At 49.8% G+C, this 19,688-nt stretch carries 20 protein-coding genes; 12 read left to right on the forward strand and 8 right to left on the reverse strand.

Annotated features, from left to right (window positions below; translation table 11 throughout):
- The first annotated feature begins 157 nt into the window (after window positions 1-157).
- From CX664_RS03050 to CX664_RS03065, 4 genes are read left to right on the forward strand one after another with little or no spacing between them, the layout of a single operon-like run.
- Entirely contained in the window at window positions 158-733 is a 576-nt protein-coding gene (locus CX664_RS03050; RefSeq protein ID WP_101745307.1) for an adenylyltransferase/cytidyltransferase family protein, read from the forward strand.
- Window positions 730-1,344, forward strand: a complete 615-nt coding sequence (locus tag CX664_RS03055; protein WP_101745308.1) for an NUDIX domain-containing protein — start codon at window positions 730-732, stop codon at window positions 1,342-1,344. Before CX664_RS03050 ends, CX664_RS03055 begins: the two co-directional genes overlap by 4 nt.
- A complete protein-coding gene (locus CX664_RS03060; RefSeq protein ID WP_101745309.1) occupies window positions 1,319-1,900 on the forward strand; it encodes a hypothetical protein in 582 nt (193 codons plus the stop codon). The genes CX664_RS03055 and CX664_RS03060 overlap by 26 nt, the downstream gene beginning before the upstream one ends.
- A 54-nt stretch (window positions 1,901-1,954) precedes the next feature.
- Window positions 1,955-2,299 (forward strand): tryptophan synthase subunit beta, encoded by a 345-nt coding sequence (locus tag CX664_RS03065; protein WP_101745310.1) that lies wholly within the window; start codon window positions 1,955-1,957, stop codon window positions 2,297-2,299.
- Window positions 2,300-2,364: 65 nt separating this feature from the next.
- On the opposite strand, the gene def is transcribed toward CX664_RS03065, so the two are convergent.
- Window positions 2,365-2,976 carry a peptide deformylase gene (def, locus tag CX664_RS03070; protein WP_101745311.1) on the reverse strand — a complete coding sequence of 204 codons (612 nt, stop codon included), beginning with the start codon at window positions 2,974-2,976 and terminating at the stop codon, window positions 2,365-2,367.
- A gap of 161 nt (window positions 2,977-3,137) precedes the next feature.
- On the opposite strand from def, the gene purU reads away from it, so the two are divergent.
- Together purU and CX664_RS03080 are read left to right on the forward strand one after the other, a co-directional pair.
- A complete protein-coding gene (gene purU / locus CX664_RS03075; protein WP_101745381.1) occupies window positions 3,138-3,992 on the forward strand; it encodes a formyltetrahydrofolate deformylase in 855 nt (284 codons plus the stop codon).
- A gap of 110 nt (window positions 3,993-4,102) precedes the next feature.
- Window positions 4,103-4,387 carry a Lar family restriction alleviation protein gene (locus CX664_RS03080; protein ID WP_101745312.1) on the forward strand — a complete coding sequence of 95 codons (285 nt, stop codon included), beginning with the start codon at window positions 4,103-4,105 and terminating at the stop codon, window positions 4,385-4,387.
- On the opposite strand, the gene znuA is transcribed toward CX664_RS03080, so the two are convergent.
- Complete coding sequence (gene znuA, locus CX664_RS03085; protein WP_101745313.1) at window positions 4,380-5,321, reverse strand: zinc ABC transporter substrate-binding protein ZnuA; 942 nt, start codon at window positions 5,319-5,321, stop codon at window positions 4,380-4,382. The two genes, CX664_RS03080 and znuA, sit on opposite strands and share 8 nt — an antisense overlap.
- Before the next feature lie 141 nt (window positions 5,322-5,462).
- Here znuA and CX664_RS03090 point away from each other — a divergent pair, with 141 nt between their 5' ends.
- The gene (locus CX664_RS03090) at window positions 5,463-5,717 is read left to right on the forward strand and encodes a hypothetical protein (RefSeq protein WP_101745314.1); all 255 of its coding nucleotides are present in this window, start codon (window positions 5,463-5,465) and stop codon (window positions 5,715-5,717) included.
- Between the two features lie 106 nt (window positions 5,718-5,823).
- Here CX664_RS03090 and CX664_RS03095 read toward each other — a convergent pair whose 3' ends face one another.
- The 3 genes from CX664_RS03095 to CX664_RS26150 all read right to left on the reverse strand — a co-directional run bounded on the left by CX664_RS03095 (window position 5,824) and on the right by CX664_RS26150 (window position 8,612).
- Window positions 5,824-7,281 carry a hypothetical protein gene (locus CX664_RS03095; protein WP_101745315.1) on the reverse strand — a complete coding sequence of 486 codons (1,458 nt, stop codon included), beginning with the start codon at window positions 7,279-7,281 and terminating at the stop codon, window positions 5,824-5,826.
- A 35-nt stretch (window positions 7,282-7,316) separates the two neighbouring features.
- The gene (locus CX664_RS03100; RefSeq protein ID WP_101745316.1) at window positions 7,317-7,805 is read right to left on the reverse strand and encodes a type III secretion system chaperone; all 489 of its coding nucleotides are present in this window, start codon (window positions 7,803-7,805) and stop codon (window positions 7,317-7,319) included.
- A gap of 630 nt (window positions 7,806-8,435) precedes the next feature.
- The gene (locus CX664_RS26150; protein ID WP_163372284.1) at window positions 8,436-8,612 is read right to left on the reverse strand and encodes a hypothetical protein; all 177 of its coding nucleotides are present in this window, start codon (window positions 8,610-8,612) and stop codon (window positions 8,436-8,438) included.
- Window positions 8,613-8,839: 227 nt separating this feature from the next.
- On the opposite strand from CX664_RS26150, the gene uvrD reads away from it, so the two are divergent.
- A complete protein-coding gene (uvrD, locus tag CX664_RS03105; protein WP_101745317.1) occupies window positions 8,840-11,017 on the forward strand; it encodes a DNA helicase II in 2,178 nt (725 codons plus the stop codon).
- Window positions 11,018-11,240: 223 nt separating this feature from the next.
- The gene (locus tag CX664_RS03110; protein WP_101745318.1) at window positions 11,241-13,604 is read left to right on the forward strand and encodes a WD40 repeat domain-containing protein; all 2,364 of its coding nucleotides are present in this window, start codon (window positions 11,241-11,243) and stop codon (window positions 13,602-13,604) included.
- A gap of 70 nt (window positions 13,605-13,674) precedes the next feature.
- On the opposite strand, the gene CX664_RS03115 is transcribed toward CX664_RS03110, so the two are convergent.
- Window positions 13,675-14,646: an ankyrin repeat domain-containing protein gene (locus CX664_RS03115; RefSeq protein WP_180966358.1), complete on the reverse strand. Its 972-nt coding sequence runs from the start codon at window positions 14,644-14,646 to the stop codon at window positions 13,675-13,677.
- Window positions 14,647-14,878: 232 nt separating this feature from the next.
- On the opposite strand from CX664_RS03115, the gene CX664_RS03120 reads away from it, so the two are divergent.
- Window positions 14,879-16,000 (forward strand): TRAP transporter substrate-binding protein, encoded by a 1,122-nt coding sequence (locus CX664_RS03120; protein WP_101745320.1) that lies wholly within the window; start codon window positions 14,879-14,881, stop codon window positions 15,998-16,000.
- Here the strand turns inward: CX664_RS03120 and murI are convergent.
- Window positions 15,976-16,878, reverse strand: a complete 903-nt coding sequence (gene murI / locus CX664_RS03125) for a glutamate racemase (protein ID WP_244910618.1) — start codon at window positions 16,876-16,878, stop codon at window positions 15,976-15,978. The genes CX664_RS03120 and murI overlap by 25 nt on opposite strands.
- Before the next feature lie 272 nt (window positions 16,879-17,150).
- On the reverse strand, window positions 17,151-17,846 hold the full coding sequence (locus CX664_RS03130; protein WP_145999789.1) for a hypothetical protein: 696 nt from the start codon (window positions 17,844-17,846) through the stop codon (window positions 17,151-17,153).
- A 464-nt stretch (window positions 17,847-18,310) separates the two neighbouring features.
- Between CX664_RS03130 and cdd the strand changes: the two genes are divergently transcribed.
- Window positions 18,311-19,219: a cytidine deaminase gene (gene cdd / locus CX664_RS03135; RefSeq protein ID WP_101745322.1), complete on the forward strand. Its 909-nt coding sequence runs from the start codon at window positions 18,311-18,313 to the stop codon at window positions 19,217-19,219.
- A 35-nt stretch (window positions 19,220-19,254) separates the two neighbouring features.
- On the forward strand, window positions 19,255-19,518 hold the full coding sequence (locus CX664_RS03140; RefSeq protein WP_101745323.1) for a hypothetical protein: 264 nt from the start codon (window positions 19,255-19,257) through the stop codon (window positions 19,516-19,518).
- Window positions 19,519-19,688: the final 170 nt, after the last annotated feature.

Consider the following 19,688-nt stretch of genomic DNA (forward strand, 5'->3'; position numbering starts at 1 on the left):
GCAGACATCCTGAAATCCATATGAAACGGCGAAGAGCCTGAATCTTTAACCGCTTCGGAATAAACCAACTGTCTGGCTGCCTTCGGTAGACCCTGTAAAATCGATATAATCAGGCCACGCTTTTGTCAGCGCGGATACCATCAAACACGGAGACTCAATGATGAGCCCTATCAAGCTGGGTGTTTTTGGCTCAGCATTTGACCCACCAACACTTGGGCATCTGGATGTGTTACAACAGGCAGCCACCTGCCATGACTGCATCCTGCTGGTTCCCAGTGCCTTTCATGCTTTTGACAAAAACCCTCTGCCATTCGGCCTCCGTGTGCAGATGCTGCAATGCTTTATTGATGAAGCAGAGGCTGGCTGCCCCCTGGAGGTATGTGATCTGGAGGCAGAACTGCTGGAACAGAACCCCGGCAGGCCGGTATACACCTATGACCTGATGGCAGCCTTGACCAGTCAGTACCGGGATAAAGCCACACTGTCCTTCATCAGAGGGCCGGATAATGCCAGGCCGGAAACCTGGAACCGATTTTATAAATCGCAGGAAATTGAGGAAACGTGGCCGATCTTTACCGCCACTGAACGGGTGGCCATCCGCAGCAGTGAGGTCCGCAATATTCTTGAATCCGAAAAAATAGCCGATGATCTTCAGCAGGGGTTGAATATGCTGCTACCTTCTGTTCAGGCGTTTATTATCAATAACAACTTATACCAGACAGGGAACCCATGAAGCTTTCAGGTCTTGATGCCCGCGATGTACAGGTTCAGGAAGAGGCAAAGGTTTATTCAGGCTTTCTGAAGCTCTTTAAATACACGATTACGCATCGGCTCTTTAACGGGGGAGTCAGCCGTCCCCTGATCCGTGAAGCCACCGTCAGGCCACCCTCTGTGGGCGTTATATTGTTTGATCCGGTTCATGACCAAGTGGTTCTGGTGGAGCAATTCCGCATGGGACCTTTTTTGAGTGACGATGACCCCTGGTTGCTGGAAGTGGTTGCCGGCATCAGTGAGCCTGGCGAAACCCTGGAAGAAGTTGCCCTGCGCGAAGTAGAGGAAGAGACCGGTTATCAGATTACCTCATTAATGCCGGTCTCTGATTTCTATGTCAGCCCCGGAGCCAGTAACGAAAAACTCAAGCTTTTCTGTGGTCTGGTAGACGCCACGGCTGCTGGCGGCATTTTTGGTGTTGCCGATGAAGGTGAGGATATCAAGGTTCATGTTCTTCCCTTCCGGGAAGCTTATGATATGGTGGAAGACGGAAGGATTGCCAATGCTCCAGCGGTCATTGCACTGCAATGGCTTAAGCTGCATCACCATGAGTTATGCCAACATGAAAAATAACCTCTTCCCAACCTGGCTCCGGCAACGGTATGCCTTTATCTTTATTGTCAGCTTTTTTGCGGTGACGCTCGCTGGATGCCAAACGAACGGCAAGATTTTCCCTGAATTGAAGCAGGAAAAGCTCACGAAGGATAATAATTGGACCGTATTACCCTTTATCAGCCACGCTAAAGTTCCATACGAGGATCTTATTCAGCTTGAACGTATGTTGTTGGTCCAACTGCCCTCGAAAGGTATAAAAAACCCTACAATTTATCACTTACCTAAAACTTTCTCGGTTCCGGATTACCTTTCCGAGGTCTTCCAGGTTGAGCAAGCCCGCGTGTGGGCCATCAGTCAACACATCAAGTACTCCATATCTGCTGAAATTCTTGAATGGCGCTATGACCAGCAGAATCGCTTTTCCACAGCTCTGAGCTTGAAAGTTAATGATTTATCATCGGGAGACCTGGTTTGGAGCATAGATGGCCTGGGAGAAGGGCGACCTGGTGAAGCGGCCTACGACGTGAGCCGCAAACTGATTGCTGATCTGGTGGCTGCCATGCCGCTTCAATAAGCACAGCGGCACCGGAAAACGGATACCAATTAATCAAAAACGAGAGAAAAGGACATGCTCTACGTACTCAGGGATGATAACAATCAGGTGTGTGCCGTTTCAGAGAAACCGCTGTCCAATGAGTGGCAACAGACCGGGATGGACGACGAAAGCCTGATGCTCTTTCTGCACAATAATCCGGAAATCAGCACCGGCATTATGACGTCTTCCGATGCCGATTTTATCCGGGTACTTGAAGATGTGATTGATCTGTTAATTGATAAGCAGATCATCCAGTTCACCGAGTTTCCGGATGCCGTTCAGGCAAAACTGCTCCATCGTCGCAGATATCGTGAAAGTCTCAGGAGTAATGCGGATACTACGCAGCTTCTGGAAGACGGTGATGACAGCATCTTTTAACTGAAAATCTGCCATCGTCAGAGTCAGATGGCTTTCACATGAATTCTCAATGCCTGGTCAGCAGGCTATCTTTCCGCCGAAATCATCCCCGGTGGTGTCATTCGGGCATTGATGGTTGGCCAGTTTTCCGGCCAACAGCTTTGGGTTTCCATTGATATATTGGGCACCATCAGCGTTGTTTCATCAATCCGTTCCGGAAACAAGATCCCGTCCAGGTGATCAATTTCATGCAGCATAACCCTGGCGGCAAACCCATCCAGAACAGCCTCAATAATATTGCCCTGATCATCAAAGCCCCTGACTTTCACGTTTGCCGGTCTGTTCACCCATCCTCTGATACCCGGAACGGACAAGCATCCCTCCCATGTCCAGCAGGTTTCCTCACTGACTTCTATGATCTGGGGATTGATCCAGAATGAAAGCGGAATATCGGGCACGACGGGATAACGTGATTTCGTCTCCTCAGTCACTCCTATGCACAATACCCTTGCCCCCCAGCCAATCTGAGGCGCGGCAATACCAATACCGTTTGCCTCAATTTGCCTGTTACGCAGAGTCTGGAGATTGTGCTGGAAATCATCGGTCAATATATCATCAACCCACACCTGTTGATGTTGCTGAAAAAGCAGGGGATCACCCATGATGACCAGATCCGGGCTATCAGGCAAACGCATCATTACAAGAACCGCTCCACATCTGGTTATAATCAATCAGTGTAACTTAATGACCCCGCAGAACGGTGAAAATTCCACTGAAGCACTGATCAGCATCAGGCAAAATATGATTTCATAGCGACTACTACTTATAATTGCTGCTCAATTTACGTTTATTAAGCACCATGAACAGAACTTATCGTTTACTTGTTTCCTGCCCGGACGCTACAGGCATCGTAGCCACCGTCAGTGACTTTATCGCCAGACACGGCGGCTGGATTGTTGAAGCCAATCACCACGCTGATCCAGTGACCGGGCGCTTTTACATGCGCAATGAAATCAAAGCGGACAGTCTGCCTTTTTCTCTGGATGAATTTAAACATCATTTCACCCCTGCTGCTGAAAAGCTCAGTCTGGACTGGCGCATCAATGACTCAGGAGTTCCCCAGCGTGTTGCCCTTCTGGCCAGTAAAGAGGCCCACTGCCTGTCTGACCTGCTTTACCGCTGGCGAAGTGGCGACCTGAAAATGGAAATACCCTGTGTCATCTCCAATCATGAAGATTTGCGCAGCTATGTGGAGTGGCATGGTATTCCCTATCACCATGTACCTGTGGATAAAGGGGATAAGGCATCGGCCTTTGAGGCAATGACATCACTGCTGGAACAGTACAGTGTTGATACAGTTGTACTTGCACGTTATATGCAAATTTTGCCACCGCAACTGTGTGAGCAGTATGCCGACCGTGTCATTAATATCCATCACAGCTTTCTGCCTTCTTTTGTGGGTGCCAAGCCCTATCATCAGGCCTACGAGCGAGGCGTTAAGCTGGTGGGTGCCACCTGCCACTACGTGACGGAAATCCTTGATGCGGGCCCGATCATCGAGCAGGACGTCATCCGGGTTGGGCATCACCACCTGCCAGAAGATATGGTGCGCTTAGGAAAGGATGTCGAGAAAAGTGTACTGGCACGGGGATTGAGGTATCACATCGAAGACCGGGTTATTGTTGATGGCAGCAAGACCATTATTTTAGGATAGTGCTATACGATTGCCGCCATCCTGTGGATAAGCTGTGAAAGTCTGTGCATAAGCTATGAATACACAGGGTATAACCAATCCATGACGCAGATATCGCTCAGGGAAGAGTCATGAAACTACAGTCCTGCCCCTGTTGCCGGGGTAAAGCCATATTTGCCGACCTGATCATCGGCAAAGGCAGTCAACGGGTAAAAATGTGGCAGGTCAGCTGCACTGGCTGTGGTTTATCCACAGAGATGGACGAAGATAAAAGATATGTGGCAAAACGCTGGAATCTTCGCCAGGAGTACGCAAATCTGAAAATGTGGGTAACATTGCTGGCAGCCCTGCTGCCAGCGTCGATCATCATCAGTCTGCTGCTTGGCAACCTGATGGGTATCAGCCTGATCAGCTGAGTTTATCACTCTTCTTCACCGTACCCTGAATACAACTGGTGATGTTATCCACAAGCTGGTTGATAAACGTTGCATAGCTTTCAGGTCCGGATTGAATATTTTCTGCCAACGGGTCAAGCACACCAACCTGGACGGAAAGCCCTTCTGTCAGCCGCTCAATATAAGCAGGCTGGAACTGTGGCTCCCGGAAAATGCAAGCTGACCCCACTTTGTTCAACTGCCCTTTCAGGCTTACCAGGTGCCGGGCCCCGGGTTGCTGCTCAGGATTCAGGGTGAAATAGCCGGCAACTTCCAATCCATACTGCTCTTGTAAATAGCCATAGGCATTATGAAAAACGAAAAATGGCTGCCTGCCTGATTGTTCTACTTTTTGACCGTTGCGTACGTCCGTCTGGTCCATGCTGTTCAGAAACAGAGCAAGATTACGCTGATAGCGAGACTGGTTAACCTTGTCCACAGACATCAACACCCGGGCCATCTCTCTGGCAATAACCCTGGCGTTATCGGTGCTCAACCAGATATGAGGGTCATAGTCACCATGATCGTGATGCTCTCCATGCTCGTGAATATGGTGCTCATGCTCTTCACTGCTGCGCAGGCGAATGCCATGCATGTCCATCGCGGATACGGCTTTTACCCCCTTTGCCGAGGCCAGCATTTTTGGCAGAAAAGTCTCCATTGAAGGGCCTACCCAGAAAATGACATCCGCATTTCTTAACTTGCGGGCATCAGAGGGCTTGAGGCTATGGCTATGAGGTGAGCTTCCCGGAGGCAACAATACCTCAGTATGAGTCACCCCCTCCGTCACCGCCTGGGCAATCAGCTGCAAGGGCTTGATGCTGGCAAGAACCTTTGGTGGCTCAGCACTTGCGAAGCAGCTGACAGTCATTAGTAATGCTGTCATCAGCAACGGTTTAACAGGGACAAACTGCATACAAAATCCGCTCTTTTGGAAAGCGTTATAATATAACACTTCAATCTGAATAGGTATCAGGTGAGTGGTCTTCACTGGATGCGATTAACACAGCAACAAGTTGAATTCTCCAGTGCCCACTGGAAAGGCTATCATTGAGCTATGGCAGGGCTTGGCTCCTTTGCTTTTGGAGACGCTGCCAGAAGGCGATTGGAGAAGTACAAAAGCAGATCGCATCTCACGCCCAAAAATGTGATCTGTTCAGAAATGGCTGTTCTTCTCTATCAGTTATTCGTGATTGAAGAAGACGAGAGTCAAGGTTTCATCAGACTTGACGCCAGACGGACGCTTCCCGGAACGCTGGCCTTATCCCTTTTTGAGGGTGCTCTTTGGAATCTCATTGGCCGGGGAAAATAATAGACACCTCCCCGGGCCAATAGCGATGGGGAAACAACCCGGTGTTAGCTATAAAAGTGCAAGCTCATTTCAGGATTTGCAAATACTTTTTTGCAACAGAATCTGTTTAGACCTCTACTGGTCGTTCTCGCTCCCCTTTTACAGTGATGCCTCCGTCCGGGATCCAGAAAAAACTAACGGGCTCAAACTGTGTTGGTCTGATTTTGTCCTTAATCGTATCCCAGCACAGAGGTCTCGGGTCGTTGTCTCTCACCATAGTGCTGATTTTTCCATTCTTGCCAAATTTGTTGCTCCAGGCGATTGTCTCGCTGCTTTCGACAAGCGTTCTGTTTTCCTCTCGCCTCAACCAATGAAAAGGGGCGGGTGTCTTTGATTTGTCCGCCAACAAACAGGCCAGATAGAATTCAGGCCGCTTGCCCGGCTCTCGGTCATTCAAAGATAATTCATCGATTCGCTCGACTCCATCTTGTTCAGCACCGCGTATGTACATTTCCAGCATAACCCCGGCTTGGCGCTGCTGAAGGTTTTCAAGCCTTTGAATCTCTGATTGATTATTCTCTAGCTTGGCTGCCCAGAGTTTTTGCCCTATCGTCTCGTCAAAGACAAAGTTGTTGTCTATGGTTTTAGGGTCAACCAACTTATAATTCAATGATCGTCCCATCTCGGGCTGTTTTTTGTCCAGATCGGGGTCATAGCAGCTCACTGCGTAAGCGTAACAATTGACGCCAGGATTTCCGTACCAGTTGACAGCAGAGCCTTTGCCGGGTGTACTATACAGCCGGTCCTCCATAGCATCAAACAACCGTTTCCCGAAAGTCGTTAATACAACTTCCGGGCCATGCCCTGCTCGGTTCTCGCGGCAACTATAGTCTTTCAAAGCTTCGTGAATATCGACTTTGCCGTCATTTTGGAGCGACTCAAGGTCGGTAACCAAGTCTGAAAGTACATGATAATTGCCGCCTGTTGCGGCAACCAGCACGTGAGCTTGAACCGCCAATCGGTCTTCCGGACCAAGCCTCAACATGGCGTCCGACAAAAAGGCGGCCTCCAGCCTGCTGTCCCGATCTGTGAACAGTTTGTCAACCTTTCCTTCAACAAGTTCTGCGACTTCTTCAGGCAACTGCCTGATTGCTTCTTGTGATATGTCTTTTAGTTTTTGGATCTGAATGTCTTTGTGAAGATCCCGGATTCTATCGTACGGCAGAGTCCTCAGTTTTTCCTTCACCTCTTCGTGAAGAAGCTTGGCGACGACAACATCCGTCTTGGTGGAAAATGTGCCATGAGTAATGGTCTGTGTGACCTTTCCAATGATGGTTTCTACTTCATTATCCGTGAATCCGCTCTCGCGCAACGCACTTTCAACGTGCTCCCTGGCTCGCTTGGCCCGTGTTACGCCGCTAGTTCCAAACAACCACCCAGAACCCCACTTTATCTGAGATGTCTTTACGTAGATTGTCTTCCCTGTATTGTCGGTTGATTGGTCCGTGCGTAAATGCTCATTACCCTCCGCGGCTTCGGCAGCCTGTAAGATGTTGTGCAGTTTGTTATGCAGAATTTGATCCATCACTTGATTCTCTTAAGGGGATTGATTTGTGTTGTTCAGACCTTAAAAAGACCATCCGTAATCGGGGCGATATCTGCATACGGACTTTCTTGTGAATCATCGTTTTCTGCTGTTAAACCGCCCTGCATCATAACGGCCTGCCAACGACGCGCACGAGCGGTGAAGTTCTCAACCACCGTCCGTAACATTGAAAGATCCAGATCTGCAACAAACAGATCGAGCAATTGCATCAAGTTTCCGCCTGGCTCGGTCAAAGCGATCCGAATCCCTTCCGTGGTTTCAAATAGCCAGTTGTATTCCAGCAGCGTTTGATACGTATAGTTCTGCCGCTCTTCGCCAGGCTTGCCAATCGGGGCGATCAAAGTGAGCTTTTGTAGTTCCGGGCTATACAAAAAATCAACCCACACCGATTCTTCGTAGACCAAAGTCCACCCACTCTCATCCTTCTTCTTTACGATTGCATGAACATCTGTTAACGGGCCGACATCAATCATTAGTTGATTGATTTGTTCGAGTTGTGACATTCAATACTCCCTTATCAAGCAATGGCACCTGCGCAAGCATCTAACCCTCAAATTACCTGTGTAATGGTCTTGCCACTCAGGATTCAATTAATACCTAAATCATGAAATCCAGATTTCAAGAGGCCAAATAAATGAATTGAACAAGCCTTCCTAATTCAAACATGCTGCCTTCGAGCCAATATAGCCCTTTCAAGAGAATACGCCACACCTGATTCGTCACATTTTTGCCTGTTTTGGTGCAATATTTTCACGCGTCATGGGCATTTGTTACAGGTAATTGTCATCTGTCTTCTATCTATCAACAGTTCACCTTAAGTGTCAAAATAACCCGCGTTCTAACCTGCTGAAATTTGATCAGGGATCATAAGGCCTCTGATTAAGGCCGATGAAGCAATCCAGAAACCAGTGAAGAACAATGACTACAAAATGGCTACATTGAGTGGCAGTGTGGCATGGCTCACCAAAAAGCCGATGTCGACAAAACGACATTAAACCATCACAAAAACCAGTTTCAGCCTTGCTAAATTCTTGACGAAAGGACGGAGCAATTGAAAATCGCAGAGAGTCGTATTTTTGCGAAAACAAACCTTCGCCAGCGAGTACGCAAAGGTTCGTATTTATTTGAAGTGGTTAGATGCCTTCCCAGTAATCTTCCCCAAAGATGGCGCTGAGCCGCTTATCTTCTTCCCGATCCTCAAGCGCTCTGCGGATTTGCAGGGAGCGCTTGGAACCTTTCTGCTCAAGTTCAGGACGGATCAGGTGCTCATCCAGAATGAACTCTTTCTCGGCTTTTTTACCTTTTCCCATAACAGCATCCTCTTCTTGTATTTGTTATTAAATGATGCCTGATTACGATTACCAAAATATTAAATTACTGATCGTACGACAACTACTCATGTCGTATAAAAATGTGCGATAAATCGCACAAATCAACCATTACAAGACCTCATGGCGCAGTTTCGCTAAACTCTCACTGTTCTGGAAAATACTCTCCCCATCACCAGGGGGCATCGACTTCTGACTGAAAGATTCTTATGGACGTAACCTCAATACTTGATTCACTGAATGATGCACAGCGCAGTGCTGTTGCAGCTCCCGTCAGCTCTATGCTGGTTCTGGCCGGTGCCGGTAGTGGTAAAACCCGCGTACTTGTCCACCGGATCGCCTGGCTGGTGCAGGCTGAAGCCATGTCCCCTTATTCGGTGATGGCCGTCACCTTCACCAACAAGGCCGCGGCAGAGATGCGCTCACGTATTGAGGAACTGCTGGGCATCGCCCCCAGGGGAATGTGGGTGGGTACGTTTCATGGTCTTTCCCACCGTCTGCTCAGGGCACACTGGAAGGAAACAGGACTGCCCGAAAACTTTCAGATTCTGGACAGTGACGATCAGCTGCGCGTGCTCAAACGGATTATGAAAGCCATGCAGCTGGATGAACAGAAGTGGCCGCCACGTCAGGCCCAGTGGTTTATCAACAGCAAAAAAGATGAAGGACTTCGTCCCGATTACATTGATCCCGGTTACGACCCATTTGAACGCACCATGGTTGATGTTTATCGACGCTACCATGAGTACTGCGAACAGGTGGGAGTGGTGGACTTCGGGGAGCTGCTGCTGCGGGCACACGAGCTGCTGCTGAAGCGGGCCGATATTCTCCAGCATTACCGCGAACGCTTCCGATACATTCTGGTGGATGAGTTTCAGGATACCAACGCCGTGCAGTATGCCTGGCTGCGATTGCTGGCGGGAGACCAGGACAAGCTGATGGTGGTGGGTGATGATGACCAGTCCATTTATGGCTGGCGCGGTGCCAGAATTGAGAATATACGTCAGTTCACCCATGACTTCCCCAATGCCCAGACCATCAAACTGGAACAGAATTACCGCTCTACCGGCAATATCCTGCAGGCCGCCAATGCCGTTATTGCCAATAACCCGGATCGTCTGGGAAAAGAGCTGCGTACCGATGGTGATAAAGGCGAGCCAGTGCACCTGTACGCCGGCTTTAACGAGATGGACGAAGCCCGATTTATTACTGACCGGATTAAAGATGCCATCACCAAAGGCACGGCCCGCAGCGATATTGCCATCCTTTACCGGTCCAATGCGCAGTCCCGTATTCTTGAAGAGGCGATGCTCCGGGCTGCGATCCCCTACCGAATCTACGGTGGGCAGCGCTTCTTTGAACGGGCAGAGATCAAAAACGCCCTGGCCTATCTCCGGCTTGTCCGGTCGCCGGATGACGACACCTCTCTGGAGCGGGTAATCAATATTCCCACCCGGGGTATCGGTGAGAAAACCGTAGAAAAGCTCAGAGAGGCGGCCCGGAGTCAGGGTATTTCACTGTGGCAGGCGCTGAAAAACCTGGTGGCAGCCTCGGCGGTTGGCGGTAAGGCGGGTAAATCCATGGCCGCTTTTGTGGAATTGATCGAGTCCCTGAGCCATGCCGGTGAAACACTGGATCTGGGTGAGCTGTCCGACCATGTGGTCACCATGAGCGGCCTGATTGACCACCACAGCAAAGAGAAGGGCGAGAAAGGTCAGGCCCGGGTGGAAAACCTGGAAGAACTGGTGAATGCCTGTCGTCAGTTTGATATGGACGAACTGTTCCTTGATGACCAGCAGGGTGAAGAAACCGAAACCATGACACCTCTGGATGCCTTCCTGGCCAATGCCGCACTGGAAGCGGGTACCAGTCAGGCCGATCAGTTCCAGGACAGCGTGCAGATGATGACGCTTCACTCTGCCAAGGGGCTGGAGTTCCCGCTGGTCTTTCTGGCCGGTATGGAGGAGGGGTTATTCCCCCATAAAATGTCGTTGGATGAAGGCAACCTTGAGGAAGAGCGTCGGCTTTGTTATGTGGGTATTACCCGAGCCATGGCAACCCTGTATCTGACCTATGCCGAAAGCCGACGCCTGTACGGCAGTGAAACCATGAACCGCCCTTCCCGTTTTATTCGGGAGATCCCCGGTGAACTGCTCCAGGAAGTGCGCCTTGGTGGCACCATTACCCGACCGGTAGCGACTCGCATGGCACCGGCATCCCCTGACCACGGTCTGTCACTGGGCCAGCGCGTCCATCACAACGTGTTTGGTGAGGGAATCGTGATTAATTACGAAGGTGATGGCAACCAGGCCCGGGTGCAGGTCAATTTTGATTCTGAAGGCGCTAAATGGTTGATGATGGCTTACGCTAACCTGTCTCCAATCTAAGGGCATTGCTGATGGTGCATTGCCTCTTGCCTGTTTTCGCCGCCGACGCAGGCAGCCTCGTAAAACCCTGGAGCAGGAACTTTTGTTAAATTGCCAGATCTTAATGCTCAGGAACTGAATAAATGATCAGGCAGGTAATAGATGATGATTCCAACACCCTTGGGATACTAACCTACCATGCCCGTATAAATTCCATTCCTGTGTCAATTTGACCGGAGTTATCATGCAACCAATTGCGCAAGGCAGTGCAGCCGCAAGCAGAATAGAAACCAATGAACGGCAGTTATTTAATGATCTGAAAACGCTGAATAAATCAGTGGCTGCCTTTAACAAACAGGTCTCAGAAATTTCTGGACCGGACCAGTTCAAATCACTTGAACGGTTGAGGCTGGATTCACCACCTGAATTGACGTTCATCACCGCTATCGGTAAGCGTAAGCTGGAAATTATCGGACTGAACGTTTCCATGGTGCCGCAGTCGCCAGGCATTGGTTTGGCCGATGCATCGCAACAACATGATGAGCAACAGAATATTCCGTACGATAGTCACACCGAGCCTGAACCGACAGATAATACTATAGGGCCTGCTGGTGCCATTTCAGCAAATAGTGGCAATACCCTGACAAGACCATCAACTGACGACTCATATACCGAATCATCAACTGACTACTCAGACACCGAATCATCAACTGACACCTCAGACACCGAATCATCAACTGACACCTCAGACACCGAATCATCAACTAACATCACCTCAGGCACCAAATCATCAACTGACATCATCTCAGGCACCAAATCTATTGACCCAATCAAGGCTCGTATTATCCAATGCCAGGCCAATTATCTGGAACTCAAACTGGCGACTGGCGTCGGTTGTTATATTCGCGATGTCAGCATCAGCCCAACGAGTAAAAACCTGATTATCAATGGTTGCGACGATGAGAACGAGTTTAGTCTGAGCATCTGGCGACAGGGTGCGGATGGCAACTGGTTGCCAAAAGGGCGGGTCAAGAGTTCTGATGCAATCTTTCGTTACCAGCTTAACCAGTCGGAAAATACACTCCTGAGCATCAGCTATGATGGCAATATCTCGATGAGTACGCTGAACAGCGATGGCCGTTGGCAGGAGGCGGTGGTGCTTGAGCACACCACCACTGATGAAAAGTGTCCGAGGGTTAAGGCAGACTTCAGCCCCTTGCAGGACAAAATAATGTCCTACGATCCACAGACCGGCAAAATCAACGTATTGCGCGAGGATAGCAACGGTCGGTGGACCCCGCTAACCCAGGCTAAAGAGATCAGTCACTGTCAGCAAACTGTGCCACATCAAGTGCCTTTCGAGGCCACGAACCATTATTTACTGACTTACCAGGGTACAACAGCGACCATTTGGGGCTGTAGCGATGAGACTCACTGCCTGGAGGAGCAAAAGGTCATTGAGTGCAATAGGCAAATTGCCGGTGCTCAGCTGAGTCATGATGAGCAACATGCCATGATCTTCACCGAAGGTGGCCAGGCTATCTTTCTGGGTTGTGATGTCGATGGCAATTGGTCACAGATCGGGGAGATCTGTCATCCTGAATGGAGCATGAATGAAGACTACCAACCTTGCGCCAAACCTATTTGCGAAGCCGCCTTCAACGCCTCCGGGCACCTTGCGCTGACCCGTGATACCGACAATACATTTATTATTTCAGGTTATGACGCCAACGGTGACGCTAACGACAATCCCTGGGTAGTAAAAGCGAAAATTCACAGGTGTGCAGAGGCCAAATTCAGCGCCTCCGGGCATAAATTATTGGCCAACTCCGGTATTGGCTCCTTTAAACTCTGGGACTACAACAGTACTGACCATCGGCTGGTTAATGGCCAGACCATTTACCACAGTGGCAGTCACAAAGCTATCTTCAGTCCCTCAGAGAACCTTCTTCTGAGCTATGGCAATGAAACAAATTTCGCCTGTATTTGGGGGCATGACGAGGAAGGTGATCTGATTGAGAAAACGAGGATATATCATCAGGGGGGGATTGACTATGCTGCCTTCAACGCTCAGGAGGACTGTGTGCTGACCCGCAGTCGTGACCGGACGGTAAAAATTCAGGCCCTCGACAGCCAGGGCAAACGTCAGGAACCATTGGTGGTTCAACATCGAAACAGTATTATGGACGCTCGGTTTTCCCGATCAGGGCGGCTTGCCTATACCATTAGCCTGGACGACACCGCTTGTATCCTGGGGCGCAACGATAATGGCCAGTGGATGAAACTGGCGGTGACGGACTCTGATGCCGACTTCATCAGGGACGCTAGTTTTAATGAATTGGAAAACCATTTTCTAACCTATGGCAACAAAATGAACAAGAAGGACAAACACCAGCCTGGCCTTGTGCAACTCTGGGGTATTGGTGATGATGGCAAATGGTCAAAAAAAGAGCAGATAAAACTGGATCATCCCGTTAAATCGGCCAAATTTAGCCCTGATGGTGATCATTTATTGATCTACTGTAACGATGGTATATGTTATTTTGCTGACTTTTTAAAAGGCGGTACTGCATTACTCTGGAAGATTCCTGCCAGCCCGGGGCAGTAATAACCCACCTGGTTATTTCATGCCCGATTTTTCTTCCTCATATCAGACGGCATTCCTGCTCTTTTCTTGCCTATTCCTGCTGCAGTGCTTTCAGCTCCAATGACGTTTTTGCCCCTTTGGCAATCAGGCGTTCTGCGCACGCAGGGTTGCTCCTGTGTTTGGCGAGGTCCAGTGGTGTGATGCCAGGGCGTTCAGTAGCGACGGCATTGACATTCGCTCCCTTAAAGAGCAGCGCTTCCACGCAATCGACCCTTTCCCAATTGGCTGCGTGGTGCAGAGGAGTGAGGCCAAATGTACAGGTAACGTGGATATCTATCCCCGGGGTGTCGAGCAGCAACTTCAGGCTATCGGTGTTACCCTTTGCAGCGGCCCAGTGTAAAGGAGTGAGACCATAGACATCCTTGGCATTGATATCCACCCCGGGGTGAGCAATCAGCAATTTCAGGCAATCAGTGTGACAGGGGGTACCATTTGTAGCAGCCCAGTGTAAAGGGGTGAAACCATCGTCTTCGAGGGCACTGACATTCACTCCCGGGGTCTTGAGCAGCACCTTGAGGGAATCGGTGTCACCACAAAAGGCGACCATGTGTAAAAGGGTGGATCCATCGCTTAAGGTAGCGTTGACATTCGCGCCCGCCATACACAAAAGCTCCAGGCATTTGCTATTCCTTTCCTGCAAAGTAATTAACAACAGACGTTTATCCAAAGGTATGCTGGCACCATGATCGGCTTTAATCTTCAGAATCAGTGCCAGTGCTTGCCAATTTCCGGAGCGGCAGGCGTACTCCTCTAGCGATTTGGATTCGCAAAGCAATGGCAGCACGGGAAGCTTCTGACATTCGGAACAGCGGCGTTGGCCCAGTTTGAGTTGCTGCTGATCAGTCAGTAGGGGAATACAACCAAGGTGAAGCTGGCATCCATACTGACACGATGCCTTGACTTGCAACCGGCCAGCAAATTCGTTTGTGGTGCCGCCATCCTGCTCCTGACAGATACTGCATTTAAACGACTGATCGCCAGTATTAACCCTGATACTATCCATGTTTGCACCTGTATTCATGACTATTAACTGCCATGAGACAATAAGCGGCAGAGGAAGTTCCTTATCCTGAGTAACTTCCATTTTTTTCCTGCTCGTAACAAAACCTCAACAGGCCCTGAGGCTCCTGCTTCAAAGCCTCTCTATTAATGGCAGCTTGTCAGCTTCCACCTATCCAATTACTATGCTTCTGTCGTGTTCCCTATAAATAAGATTAAGAAAACAGGGTCTTTTCATGAAACGTCGTAATTTATTGTCCTCTTTCGGGGTCGCTGCCGCAGTTGCAGCACTGGCAGGCTGTGGCCAGGGTGAACAACCGCAGCAAACCACCAATACCGGATCATTAGCACCAGAAGCTCAAACAGCCATCGAGTGGAAGCTGGTGACGTCCTGGCCAAAAAATTTCCCGGGTCTGGGTATCGCGCCTGAGCGCTTTGCCGAGTCCGTTAATAAAATGAGTAATGGTCGGCTGACCGTCAAAGTGTATGGTGGCGGTGAACTGGTGCCACCACTGGAAGTATTTGATGCCGTATCCAGTGGCACGGCGGATATGGGGCACAGTGGCGCTTATTACTGGAAGGGTAAAGACCCGGCCACCCAGTTCTTTACTGCCGTTCCCTTTGGTTTGAACGCTCAGGAAATCAGCAGCTGGATTCACTATGGTGGCGGGCAGGCGCTCTGGGACGAGGTGTATAAACCATTTAATGTAAAACCGATGGCCGGTGGCAACACCGGGGTTCAGATGGCGGGCTGGTTCAACAAGGAGATCAACAGCCTGGATGACCTGAAAGGTCTGAAAATGCGCATCCCGGGTATGGGCGGTGAAGTACTGCAGCGCCTTGGCGGGGTACCTGTGAATATCCCCGGTGGCGAGCTATTTACGGCGCTTCAGACCGGCGCTATTGATGCGACTGAGTGGGTCGGCCCATACAATGACCTGGCCTTTGGTTTCTATAAGGCCGCTTCTTACTACTACTACCCGGGCTGGCATGAGCCAGGCAGCATGATGGAATTCACCATCAATCTGGATGCATGGAATAAACTGCCAGAAGACCTGCAAGCCATTGTCAAAACGGCAGCCCGCGCAGCAAACCAGGACATGATTGATGAGTACACCGCACGGAATAATGCGGCGTTGCAACAGCTGGTGAATGAGCACGGGGTAACCGTAAAACGTTTGCCGGATGACGTACTTGTTGAACTGAAAAAGGTAGCTGATGAGATTACTGAGGAAGTTGCGGCCACCAGCGATGTGGCTGGACGAGTTTATCAATCGTTCAGCGAGTTCCGCGAGCAGTCCAAGGCTTACCACAGTATTTCAGAAGTCGCTTTTTATGAAGCCCGCTCTTTTGAGTAATTGACAACGTTCTCGCCGCAATGGACGCCACCGTCTCCCAGTGACGGTGGCGTCATCACCTCTGACCCGACGGGTAAATGTCTCACGGCAACAAATCCCATTTTCTCCAACGCTGGAACCAGAGCACTTACCTGATCATCCAGCCCTGTGTGCATAAAGAGATCGTGTGGTGCTGACTCTGCATCAAACCCGGCCGGGTCCAACAGGCTGGCAACCCTGCGGGCAATAGCAGAGCCTGAGTCGATCCAGTGAATGTCGGCAGATACCTGCTGCAACGCTGTTCTCAGCAAAGGGAAGTGGGTACAGCCAAGAACTACCACATCCGGTACCTCTTCTTCGGCAAAAAAAGGGCCAAGAATCCGGTGCAGATCGTGCTCTGAAACCGGCTCGCCCCGAAGGTGCTGTTCAGCCATCTGTACCAATTCGCTGGAACCCACTCGAATCACCTGACAATCCCCGGCAAAATCATCAATCAGCTGGTCGGTATAGCTGCGGGCAATCGTGCCAGGTGTCGCCAGAAGCCCGATGCAGCGTTTTTTTGAGTACTCACTGGCCGTCTTGATGGCTGGCACCACGCCAACAACGGGGAAATCCAGCTCTTCGCGTACCCTGGGCAGAGAGATGGTACTGGCGGTATTGCAGGCAATAACAGCGAGCGAGGGATCAAACTGTTCGGCTAACGCATTCAGGCAGAGGCTGGTACGCTCAATCACTTCCTGCTCGGGCTTTGGGCCGTAGGGAAACCCCTGAGTATCGGAACAGTAAACCACCGGAGCATAAGGTAAAGCCTGCTTTATTTCCTGATAGATACTGAGGCCGCCGACACCGGAATCGAAAATAACGATCGGCTTTACCTTTTTATTCACGGCTGTTTTCACAAGATGTTTCCACAAAAATGGTTTATTTAGCTTTTGACCATCAACAGAGTGATGAAGTTTCTCCAACCGCCATTGATGACGCAATAAGCGTTGTTTCCCATTAATAGTAAGTCTGTGAGACGGCAACCTGAAGGTAATGCATTATCTTTGGTCATATGTCGCCCTGCAACCAGCCTGCACCCGGACAACTCTGCGGGTGTGGGAGAGAAAAGCAAAAGGATGGGGGGAGGGGAAGCCCCCAAAGAGGCTTAAGACGCGATAACTAACGTCTGTCATTTAGCCAGAGACTGAAGCAGTTGAAGATCCTTATCAATTTGTACTGCCATTGCTCCGAGTGTGGTGATGTCAAGTCTATCCTGGCTGAAGACCGGTTCAGGATTCTGGATACCATCACCCATTTTTTCCGCTTTTTGCTCACCCTCCATACGGTTTATAACCGGCCTCATATTCAAGAGTTTTGGCTCAAGCTCGTTCTGATGAGCCAAAATAGCCTCCCCTAATTGATCCCTTACATCCTGGGGCATCTTGCTGAGGATATCTTCGCAACCAATGAGGCTGCCGCCGTGTTGCAAAAAGGCTTTTGCCGCCTCATAGTTGCCGGAGCTTAACGCATAATGAACGGGTGTACCTGAATGACACCACCAGCCTGCCTCATTTAACTCGCCCTTGTGGAGACTATCTTCGATATAGTCGCTCATAGCAGCATCCTGAAATACCGGGACCGTATAGAAACTTCTGGGAGCGATTTTATCGGCGGTGCACAGCGCGGCAATCATCTCAGGACTGCCAGATTCTGCCAGGGCATAAAGCAGGGGCTTATTGTTGACTGACAGTTGCTGTATAGGTTCGAGCAACAACTTTAATTCTGATTGCCGATTATTTTCCACACATCTTTGATTATGTGCTATCACTTCATCCTTCATCGCCTCAAGATGTTTGTTAAAATCCTCGACATTATTTTCCTTCAATACCTTGGAGATATCTGCCGCCCTGGCGGACTGACCGCATATCATGTTATTGATGCCGCTGGCGATCCCTGAGAGTGCTTTGGTAATAGTCCAGCTGCTTTTATCACTGTGGACCGATCCACCGACTCTCGGAACATGCTGTTGACTGGGGGCCGCACTTATTGTTCTCCCATTCCAACTGCCCTCTTTGCCGATTTTTCCGGATTTTTCGGGAAATTCGCCTCCTTGTTCAGGGATTTTTATTGGGGCATTCCCGGGTTTATGTAGTCCATTGGTGCCGCAGGTCATAATCAAATCCTTTTTTAATCAATCCTCGATTAACTTTAGCTAAAGTGTGATTCCGTTTCTGTTACTGGTAAATCCATATCCCTTCGAGCCCTGTAAACCATTGAAAAAGAGCAATGGAAATTCTCTCTTTTCCGTAGTACATAAGCAGCCTTGAATCCTGTCACCGGAGTAACGCTATGAATCACAGAGCTTTTCAGGATCAACTGGCTCAGTTCCCGGCTAATGCTGCGGATATCCTGCAACAGTTGATTCACCAGCAGGGCCGCCTTGAGCCAGAGCAAGTGAATGAGCTTCAGGGATTAATGGAGGTGCCATCGGAGCATCTTCTCAAAGCACTGCTTCCTCTCGCTGCCGCCATGAGCACCTGCCCGATCTCAAATTTTTCCGTAGGGGCGGTTGTTGAAGGCTTTCGACCGGAAGGACAAGGGCCGGTCTATCTGGGTGCAAACCTTGAAATAGCCGGGCAGCCTCTGAAAATGGCCATTCACGCCGAGCAGGCAGCGATCTGCAATGCCTGGCACCAGGGAGAAACCCGGCTGCGCCGTCTGATGGTCAATGAAGCCCCCTGTGGGCACTGCCGACAGTTTATGAACGAACTGAACGGGATCGACCAGGTGGATATTCTGGTCAGTCAGCTCAATAGTGACCAGCAGCGCCACTATAGGATCTCAACCCTGCTACCAGACGCCTTTGGCCCCGGCGATCTGAAGCAAGACACTCGACTGATGAGCCCGTCGCTGCTCTCCTTCGAGAGCCCGGACCCTGCTGATAAGCTGGTCAATGCAGCAACAGAAGCGGCCCGCCGGAGTTATGCGCCTTATTCTGGCTGTCACTCAGGCGTTGCTCTTCTTATAGATAATGGAGATATAATTTCCGGTAGATATGCTGAAAACGTAGCCTTCAACCCGGGAATGACCGCCGTAGAGGCTGCCCTGGTTAATCTCCGCCTATCCAGCCTGACCAAGGCACCGGGTAAGATTATTGACGCTGTTATGGTTGAAAACCAGGCCTCTATCTCTCATAAGGCCATGGCAGATTCAATCATTAGTCACACAGGAACAGAATTACGCTATTTCGTTGTATAAACTTATAGGAACTCATTGAGCAAGGAGGCCAGATTGTGAGTTCCGGTTACAGAATTGATTCATCATCCTCTCCCCATCTTGACTACGGCCAGGGCAATGGCGACAGTACGGGTCACAATGACAGCAATGCAAATCCTTCCTCTACAGACCACAAGTCTTACATTGACCGCTCAGGCTCAAGAAAGGGTCGGGATAAATCTCTGGAAATGCGTAAGGCCCGTAAAAAAAACCGGCGCAAAAAGAAAAAAATCTCTGAGAGAAATACCAAAGAGTTTAATGATGGCCAGACCGATGAGTGAAGGCCATCACCAGACTGCAGTTAACGTTCTTTCTCAATAATCCCTTCTCAGCCAATAGCATCTTCCCCCGAAGGGTGCCCCCGGACACTTCATTTGACTAATTCCATTCCCGGTGAAAAGATCCTGATGAAGATAGATGGTGTGCGCTGCTGCACGGATTTATGACGCTT

The organism is Endozoicomonas acroporae (assembly GCF_002864045.1).
Classification (GTDB): domain Bacteria; phylum Pseudomonadota; class Gammaproteobacteria; order Pseudomonadales; family Endozoicomonadaceae; genus Endozoicomonas; species Endozoicomonas acroporae.